This window comes from Collinsella sp. CLA-SR-H006 (assembly GCF_040097075.1).
Classification (GTDB): Bacteria; Actinomycetota; Coriobacteriia; order Coriobacteriales; family Coriobacteriaceae; genus Collinsella.
The window spans coordinates 82,679-92,054 of record NZ_JBBNPD010000011.1 but is presented as its reverse complement, the minus strand read 5'-3'; the positions used below and the strand labels follow the sequence as shown (position 1 = coordinate 92,054).

At 59.2% G+C, this 9,376-nt stretch carries 6 protein-coding genes and 1 tRNA gene; 3 read left to right on the top strand and 4 right to left on the bottom strand.

All coding sequences use genetic code 11. From position 1 onward, the window contains the following. Positions 1 to 224: 224 nt before the first annotated feature. The 4 genes from loaP to AAA069_RS07515 all read right to left on the bottom strand — a co-directional run bounded on the left by loaP (position 225) and on the right by AAA069_RS07515 (position 3,019). Positions 225 to 752, bottom strand: coding sequence for an antiterminator LoaP (loaP, locus tag AAA069_RS07530; RefSeq protein WP_349127998.1), 528 nt, complete (start codon positions 750 to 752; stop codon positions 225 to 227). Between the two features lie 780 nt (positions 753 to 1,532). Beyond that, positions 1,533 to 1,608 (bottom strand) — tRNA-Ala (locus AAA069_RS07525). A 70-nt stretch (positions 1,609 to 1,678) separates the two neighbouring features. Continuing rightward, positions 1,679 to 2,320, bottom strand: a complete 642-nt coding sequence (locus AAA069_RS07520) for a thiamine diphosphokinase (RefSeq protein WP_349127997.1) — start codon at positions 2,318 to 2,320, stop codon at positions 1,679 to 1,681. A gap of 9 nt (positions 2,321 to 2,329) precedes the next feature. After that, positions 2,330 to 3,019, bottom strand: coding sequence for an HAD family phosphatase (locus AAA069_RS07515; RefSeq protein WP_349127996.1), 690 nt, complete (start codon positions 3,017 to 3,019; stop codon positions 2,330 to 2,332). Between the two features lie 331 nt (positions 3,020 to 3,350). Between AAA069_RS07515 and glgB the strand changes: the two genes are divergently transcribed. From glgB to AAA069_RS07500, 3 genes are all read left to right on the top strand, one after another. Further along, entirely contained in the window at positions 3,351 to 5,597 is a 2,247-nt protein-coding gene (gene glgB, locus AAA069_RS07510; RefSeq protein WP_349127995.1) for a 1,4-alpha-glucan branching protein GlgB, read from the top strand. A 94-nt stretch (positions 5,598 to 5,691) separates the two neighbouring features. Further along, the gene (locus AAA069_RS07505) at positions 5,692 to 8,118 is read left to right on the top strand and encodes a glycogen/starch/alpha-glucan phosphorylase (protein WP_349127994.1); all 2,427 of its coding nucleotides are present in this window, start codon (positions 5,692 to 5,694) and stop codon (positions 8,116 to 8,118) included. Between the two features lie 107 nt (positions 8,119 to 8,225). Further along, entirely contained in the window at positions 8,226 to 9,374 is a 1,149-nt protein-coding gene (locus AAA069_RS07500) for a glucose-1-phosphate adenylyltransferase (protein ID WP_215673513.1), read from the top strand. The last annotated feature ends 2 nt before the right edge of the window (positions 9,375 to 9,376 follow it).

Here is a 9,376-nt window from a genome sequence, read left to right as displayed (position 1 = left end):
AGGCGCGAGCGATCCCAGTCCATGATGGATTGCATGGCCTTGTAGCGACCGGCGTCCTCACGCCGGTCCATGGCCTGAGCAATCAGCGCCGCCCCTGCGGGCGCATCCGTTGCATATTCTGTTTTATCCGACACGTTCTCTTCCAACACTTCGTCCCCGGTTCGGGGAGCCTCCCTGTTCTGTGTAGCGACCATCTACAGCTAGGCGATCGCCTTTTTAAGGTTTCACATCACACGCTGCTCGGCCGAAAGCACGGCAAGGCCAACGCGCGTAGTTACGCGTCGACCGCACAGGTCGAGCTCCAAATAAGCAGTGCTCTTGCGTCTGTTAATGGTTTTGATAAGGCCTTCGTGGCCCAGCAGTGGACCTGCCGTCACTATGACCTGGTCACCGTCTTTTAGGGCCTCGCTCATGGGCACTACGCGGTCTCCCCTATGCGTAAAGCCGCCAATAAGCTGGACCTCTTCTTTTGCCAGCGGCACAAACTGACCGTCCTGGGATAACACTCGGGCAAAGTCGTCCATACGCAGCAGATACTGTTGCACGGTACGGGGATCTGCCGTATCGCAGATAAGATAACCGGGAAAGAGCGGCTTGGTCGTATTGACCCATTCGCCGTGTACTTTGATCTCGGTTTGAAATTGGGGATAAAAGAGCTCCTGCATGGCGCTCGCCGGCACCATGCGCTCGATGCGCTCGCGCATTACGTCTTCGCGACCGTTAATGACCTGGATCACATACCACACGAGCACCACCCCCTTGCTGTCTTACGTGTGGCTCACGGGGTTTGGGTATGGCTTCGCCAGGGCGCTCATGCTCGAAGGCTCTCCATATTCAAACCCTGAGCCCAGTCAGACAAGCACGTGGCTCTGCCCCACCGTGAACGGTATGTATGAGTGCAGTTGCTAGAGTCGCGGACGTGTATCGCATAAAAGACCGCGACCCCAGCTGGCTGCGTGCGGGCCAGTCAAGCGGGTACAAAACTGGACCGCACACAAACAGCTGAAGAACTGCTGTGATTTGCCGTAGCAACTTATAGAACTGCCTAAAACGAACTTATAAATAGCCGCATAGCAATTGCAAAATCGCGCATGGCAATCAATATTGGAGCTCTTGGTTTATCTAACACCGCCGTTACGGCCGGATGCTGATCGACCCTGCGCTTTGTGGCTTGCTGGAGCCGCGAGCACAGTTGAACTCATGTAACGTTAGGTATCCTAGCACAAGCTGGTAGCAAAACTGATTTAGGCTGCATCGGACAACATATCGTTCATTTGGCGTGCTTAAGGGGGTTGTTTTGGGAAGTTGTTCACATTGATGCAGGTTATTGGGGTGCGAGCGGTGATTAAGGATGATCCTGAAGCCCAAATGGAGCAGCGATCTGCACTGGTAATTGCGCTTGTCTAACAAACTATGTACAGACATGGGTAATAAATTGTGCAACTTTTTGTTGGCGTAGGAGGGGTTTGCGGCGCGAGGTATTTTGGCATGAAAAAAGGCCTTCGGAATACCGAAGGCCTTTGCATTCACGATGGTGGAGACGAGGGGGATCGAACCCCTGACCTCTTGACTGCCAGTCAAGCGCTCTCCCAGCTGAGCTACGCCCCCGTGACGAGGAGATACTATAGGGGAAGTTGGCGCGGCATGCAAGGACTTTTTTGAGTCAGACTCTAAATGCCTAATGATATAAGTAAGCGATGGCGGTGCCGGTGTGGACTTGGATCGTGGCTGTTGACCTGACGACGTTGCTGATGCCCGTGTCGGCCAAGAGGCCTAGGGGGCTGTGATCTAGCTCCCATTCTAGGCCGTGTTCGCTTACCTCGGTGTTGGGGGCTATGGCGATGATGGAGAACGTCTTGCCTTCGGCGCCTTCGATGATCCAGGATTCACCTCCGTGCAGGATGCGGGCCGTTACTTCGTCCTCGGGAATCCAGACGGGAGCGTCTTTGTAGTTGGCTAGTAAGCCTAGGACGCTTAGGGCCATATCCGGACGGCCGCCGGTGGCGCAGGTCGCAACCACTTCGGCACCCGGCCAGCGACGACGGACGGAATCGAGCGCCAGCGCCAGATCGGTGTAGTCCTTGTACGGGTCGTGGCGCTCAACTTCAAAGTCGGTGGCGGCATCGACCAGCGCGCGGCCCGCATCGCTCACCGTGTCGGCATCCCCCACATATACGTCGCAGCTCAGGCCAGCGCCCAGCAGCGCGTCGAGTCCGCGGTCCACGGCGACAACGTGGTCGCACTCCCCCGCCAGTTGACGTAGCAGATCCGCGCTCGCCGCTACGGGCGAGCCGCAGACCACTAACACCTTGCAAGCCACGGCCCTCACCTAACCCTCAAACGAAAACACGCGGTGAAGGTCCAGCTCTTCATAGCTATCGATAAAGATATCGCAGTTGGCGCGTACGTCGTCGCGCTTCATGCGGCCGTGCGGGTCATAGATGCCCACGCGCTTAAAGCCGGCGGAGCCAGAGCTCTTTAGGCCAAAGACGGCGTCCTCAAACACCCAAGCGCGCTCAAACTTGTGCCCATGGCGCTCCTCCAGGCGGCGCAGCGCCAGCTCGTATACGTCGGGGAACTGCTTAGAGCGACCTGCCTCGCCCGTGGTGGTCACAAACTCCATGTAGGCATCGAGCCCGGCACCCGCAAGCGCAGACTTAACCAGCTCGGCCGGCGTGGACGTGGCAACGCACATGGCAATGCCGGCCGCCTTCGCCTGTTCCAAAAATGCAAGCAGGCCCTCGCGCGGCGGCACCTTGGAGTAGCCGTCGATCAAAATCTCGCCCAGCTCGCGATACAGCTCCTCGCCATTCGCGCCAATGCCCCACGTGTCGTGGTAGGCCTGGCACTCGTCCTCCAGCGACAGGTGCTCAAACTGGGCAAAATCATCGACCGTCACGTCGACACCGTGGCGGTGCAATAACTCGGGCTGGGCATAGGCCCAAACGGGGGTGCTATTTACCAGCGTGCCGTCGCAATCGAAAATAAAAGCAACCTTGGGAGCGGCGGTGTGGGACATAAACGAACCTTTCGATATCAAATGGTAAACATCCTGCTAAAAACGTTTTACCAAACGTCAGCCAAACAATTTTGAAACCCAAATTGGTAAAACTGTCAAGAGTTTTACCACGGCAATTCTGCCAGTGGTATAAACATGTCGCTTACCGATTAAACGCCTCCGCAAATCCGCTTTCGTCCATAAAACTAACGCACAGGTGTTATCGTAGTTTCTGCCGAAAGTTCCACCGAGCACGCGAGGTGGAACGAATCACAGAAACTTCGCCGTCCCTTCGATTCGTGCAGCCTTGGACCTTTCGCATCTAGTCACCAAGGCAACACGCTGCCGCGTCATGATGGGATCAAACGTGAGCGATACAAAGCTAAAGCCAACGGCAAAAAAGCCCGCAACCCGTAAAGCCGCCCCGCACGCACCAGAGCTCTCTAAGGACGATGTCTATCTGTTTGGCATTGGTATGTGGGAGCGCAGCTGGGAAAAGATGGGCGCGCATCCCGACACGCAGCAGCGCACGCGCGGCTGGCGCTTTTGCGTTTGGGCGCCCGACGTAAAGAGTGTCCATGTCATTGGCGAATTTAACGACTGGGATGAACAAGCCAACCCGCTGGTGCCCGTGCATACGAGCGCTATTTGGGAAGGCTTTATTCCTGGCGCCGAGCAGGGCCAGCTCTATAAATATCTCATCGAGACCAACGAGGGCGAGAAGCTCTACAAAGCCGATCCGTATGCCTTTAAGGCCGAGTGCCCTCCGGGTACCGCCAGCGTGCTGTGGACCCTCGACGGCTATAAGTGGAACGACGCCGCGTGGCTCAAGCGCCGCGCCGGCCACAACCACATGTCGCAGCCGCTCAACATCTACGAGGTGCATATTGGCTCGTGGAAGCGCCACGGCGACGCACCACAGGGCGAGCCCGACGAGTACGGCAACTACCCCGGTCCCATGGACCCCTTCCCCGCGCAGCGCGGCGAGTTCTACACCTACGACGACCTGTCGGTGGAGCTCGTGGACTACGTGCGCGACATGGGCTACACGCATATCGAGGTCATGCCGCTCATGGAGCACCCCTTCGATGGCTCCTGGGGCTACCAGACGACCGGCTACTATGCCGCCACATCGCGCTACGGCAACCCGCAGCAGCTCATGCACTTTATCGATGCGTGCCACGAGGCGGGCATCGGCGTGATCATGGACTGGGTGCCCGGCGGCTTTTGTGCCGACTCCCACGGCCTTGCCACCTTTAACGGTCACATGCTGTTTGAGCACGAGATTCACCCCAACTGGGGCACGCACAAGTTTGACTTCGCCCGTGGCGAGGTCCGCTCCTTCCTGGTCTCCAACGTGCTGTACTGGCTCGAGAACTTCCACGTGGACGGCATTCGCATGGACGGCGTGTCCAGCATGCTGTACCTCAACTTTGGCATCGACGATCCGGGCCAAAAGAAGTTCAACAAGTACGGTACCGAGGAGGACCTGGACGCCAGCGCGTTTATCCGCCAGGTCAACTGCGCCGTGGAGGCCCACTTCCCTGACGTGATGATGATGGCCGAGGAGTCCACCGCGTGGCCGCTCGTGACCTACCCGCCGCAGGACGGCGGTCTGGGCTTCCACTACAAGTGGGACATGGGCTGGATGAACGACACCCTGCACTACATGCAGACCGATTTTCCGTGGCGCCCCGGCAACCACGGGCTGCTCACGTTCTCCATCATGTACGCCTTTACCGAAAACTTCATCTGCCCGCTGAGCCACGACGAGGTCGTGCACGGCAAGTGCTCGCTCATCGGCCGCATGCCGGGCGATTGGTGGCGCCAGTTTGCCGGCCTGCGCACGCTGGCCTTCTACCAGATGACGCACCCCGGTGCCAAGCTCAACTTTATGGGCAACGAGATCGGCCAGTTTATTGAGTGGCGCTACTACGAGTCCATTCAGTGGTTCCTGACCGAGGAGTACGAGACCCACCGTCATCATCAGGCGTTCATCAAGGCGCTCAACCACCTGTACACTGCCGAGCCTGCCCTGTACGAGCGCGGCTACACCGACGACGGCTTTACCTGGATCGACGCGGACAACTCCAAGCAGTCCATCGTGAGCTTTGTGCGTCAGGGCGAGGACGTCGATGACGACCTGGTGATCTTGATTAACTTTGACCCGGCGAGCTACGAGGGCTTCCGCGTGGGCGTGCCGCGCGAGGGTGACTGGGAGGACATCTTCGATTCCGACCGTCCCGAGTTTGGCGGCAGCGGATACGCCGGTGAGGAGCCCTACACCTGCTCGAGTGAGCCCTATCCCTGGAACGGGCAGATGGACTCCATCGAAATCAAGGTGCCCGGCCTGGCAGGTGTGGTGCTTAAGCGCCGCGGTCCCAGTAGCTATAAGCCGCCCGTGGTCGAGGAGCCCAAGAAGGCGACGCGCAAGCGCACGTCCTCGGTGAAGCCCAAGACCGCGGGTGCTAAGAAGGCTCCGGCCAAGGCGAAGGCTGCCAAGTCCGCCGCCAAGACCACGGCCAAAAAAGCAGCCACCAAAAAGGCTGCTCCCAAGGCCAAGGTAGGTGCTGTTAAAGCATCTGGCAAGAAAGCGTAACAAAGCCGTTACCACTGCAATTACCCGCCCCGCGAGGGCGTAGGATACATGTCATAACCGTTCCGGGAGAAACATCCCCGGGGGAAAGGAACGTATGAATAAGATCTTCGACAACAAGCAGGAGTTTACCGAGCTCTATCGCGATGCCGTCATGAGCATTAGCGGTAAGAGCATCGAAGCCGCCAGCGACCTGGACCGCTTTAACGCCCTGGCCAAGCTCGTGGCCGAGAAGGCCCGCACCGTTGCCGCCAAGAGTGACGCCCGTGCGGCCGCCGAGGGCAAAAAGCGCGTGTACTACTTCTCGATCGAGTTTTTGATCGGCCGCCTGCTCGACAACTACCTGCTCAACTTTGGCGTGCGCGACATGGTCGCCGAGGCGCTCGATGACATGGGCTTCGATCTGTCCGTCATCGAGAACCAGGAGCCCGATCCGGCTCTGGGCAACGGTGGTCTGGGCCGTCTTGCAGCATGCTTCCTGGATTCCATGGCAGCCGAGGGCATCGCCGGCTACGGCAACGGCATGCGCTACCGCTACGGCCTGTTTAAGCAGGAGATCGTCAACGGCAGCCAGGTCGAGGCTACCGACGAGTGGCTCACCCACGGCTATCCCTGGGAGGTCCGTCGTCAGGATAAGGCCGTGACCATTAAGTTTGGTGGCCGCGTCGAGGGCTTTGAGGAGAACGGCCGCACGTTCTACCGCACGGTGGACACGCAGGACATCCTGGCCGTCCCTTATGACATCCCCGTTGTAGGCTATGCCGGTGAGACCGTCAACAAGCTGCGCGTCTGGGCCGCCGAGCCGGTCGAGGAGCACTTCGATCTGGAGGCCTTCAACCGCGGCGACTACGCCCTGGCAGACGCCGAACGCGCCGAGGCCGAGGCCATCAGCGCCATCCTCTATGCCAACGACGCCGGCGAGCACGGTCGTCTGCTGCGCCTGAAGCAGGAGTACCTGTTTGTTTCGGCCGGCATCTACAGCCTGCTCGATACCTTTGAGAAGGAGCACGGCGAGAACTGGGAGCTGCTGCCGCAGTTTGTGGCCATCCATACCAACGATACCCACCCCGCCATGTGCGGCCCCGAGCTCATGCGTATCTTCATCGACGAGAAGAAGCTCGAGTGGGACGACGCCTGGAACATCGTGACGCAGGTTGTGAGCTACACCAACCACACCATCCTGCCCGAGGCTCTGGAGAAGTGGCCCATCGGCACGTTCTCCAAGCTCCTCCCCCGCGTGTACCAGATCATCGACGAGATCAGCCGTCGTTGGCACGAGTCGTTCGACACCACGCAGGAGGGCTGGCAGGAGCGTCTGCGCCAGACCGCCATCCTATGGGACGGCGAGATTCGCATGGCCAACCTGTCCGTGATCTGCAGCCATAGCGTAAACGGCGTGGCAAAGATCCACTCCGACATCATCAAGAACATCGTGCTCAAGGACTTCTATGCCCTAACGCCCGAGAAGTTCAACAACAAGACCAACGGCATCTCGCACCGTCGCTTCTTTGCCGAGGCCAACCCCACCTATGCCAAGCTCGTGACCGAGGCCATTGGCGACGGCTGGCTCAAGGACGCCTTTGAGCTGGAGAAACTCAAGGAGCTCCAGAACGACACCGAGTTCCTGAAGGCCGTGGGCGCCTCCAAGCGCGCCAACAAGGAGCGTCTGGCTGCCTACGTTAAGGCCGAGACCGGTCTGGTCATTGACCCCAACACCGTCTTCGATGTCCAGGTAAAGCGTTTCCATGCCTACAAGCGCCAGCTCATGAACATCATGAAGGTGATGGACATCTACAACCGTCGCATCGCCGATCCCAACTTCCACGTGACGCCGACGACCTTTATCTTTAGCGGCAAGGCTGCCTCGAGCTACACCTTTGCCAAGGAGACCATCCGCCTGATCAACTCCGTTGCCGACGTCATCAACAACGACGCCCGCGTGAACGAGGTCATGAAGGTTTGCTTTATCCCCAACTTCCGTGTGAGCAACGCCCAGCTCATCTACCCCGCCGCCGAGATCTCGGAGCAGATCTCAACGGCTGGCAAGGAGGCCTCGGGCACGTCCAACATGAAGCTCATGATGAACGGCGCCATTACGCTGGGCACCCTCGACGGCGCCAACATCGAGATCGCCGACCTGGCCGGCCGCGAGAACGAGGCCATCTTTGGCCTGACCGCTCCCGAGGTCGAGCAGCTCTGGGCATCCAACAGCTACTTTGCGTGGGATACCCTCAACGGCGACCGCGAGCGCCTGGGTCGCGTGATGGACGAGCTCAAGGACAACACCTTTGCGGGTCTTTCGGGCAACTTCGAGAGCATCTACAACGAGCTCATGAACAATAACGACCCCGATCTGGTCATGGCCGATTTCCGCAGCTACGTCGACGCCTGGGAGAAGCTCACGAACAGCTACGGCGACCAGGAGACCTGGAACCGCAAGGCGCTGCTCAACACCGCCTCCTCGGGCTGGTTCTCGAGCGACCGCACCATTCGCGAGTACCGCGACGAGATCTGGCACGCGTAAAGGCCGCGAGCTCCCCTATGCCAGCACGGCATTACTCGACAGGCGCGACGTTGCGCCACGCCCGTCGCTAATGGGTTTAGGAACATCGATGACAGAAGGAGAAATCGATGAGTAAGAAAGAATGCATCGCGATGCTCCTCGCAGGAGGACAGGGCAGCCGATTGGGGGCACTCACCCAAAAGATCGCAAAGCCGGCGGTTAGCTTTGGTGGCAAGTTCCGCATTATCGACTTTTCGCTCTCCAACTGCTCCAACTCGGGCATCGACACAGTGGGTGTTCTGACGCAGTACCGCCCCTACTTGCTGCATGCCTACGTGGGCTCCGGCGAGGCGTGGGATCTGGACAGCCGCGACGGTGGCGTGTCGATCCTGCCGCCGTACGAGACGCAGACCGGTGGCGCCTGGTATGCGGGCACGGCCGACGCTATTACGCAGAACCTGGACTACATTAAGGCCAACGATCCCAAGTACGTCCTGATTCTTTCGGGCGATCATCTGTATCGCATGGACTACCGCAAGATGCTCAAGACGCACATTGAGAACAACGCCGACCTCACGGTGAGCGTTATGCCCGTGCCGTGGGAGGAGGCGAGCCGCTTTGGCATCCTGACCACCGACCCCGAGGACGGCCGCATCACCAAGTTCACCGAGAAGCCCGATAAGCCCGATTCGAACCTCGCGTCCATGGGCATCTACATCTTCTCGGCCGACGTGCTGATTGAGGCACTCGAGGAAGACGCTCTGGACCAGCGCTCGAGCCACGACTTTGGCAAGGACATCATCCCCAAGCTGCTCGGCGAGGACAAGCGCCTGTACAGCTACGAGTTCCACGGCTTTTGGAAGGACGTCGGCACCATCGCCAGCTTCCACGAGACCTCGATGGACCTGCTGGGCAACAACCCCGAGTTCGATCTGTTCGACAAGCATTTCCCCATCATGTCCAACATCACCACGCGACCGCCGCACTACATTGGCCCGGACGGCCGCCTGGACGACTGCCTGGTCTCCAACGGCTGCAAGATCTACGGCACCGCTCGCCACTCGATCCTTTCGACCGATGTCATCATCGAGGAGCGCGCTGTGGTCGAGGACTCCGTGCTACTGCCGGGTGCGCACGTTAAGAGCGGCGCGCACATCTGCCGCGCTATTTTGGGCGAGAACTCCACGGTCGAAGAGGGCGTGAAGCTCGGCTCTGTCGATACCACCAAGGATACGGCCGTCGTTGGAAATGACGTCGTTATCGGGAAGGGGGAATGATC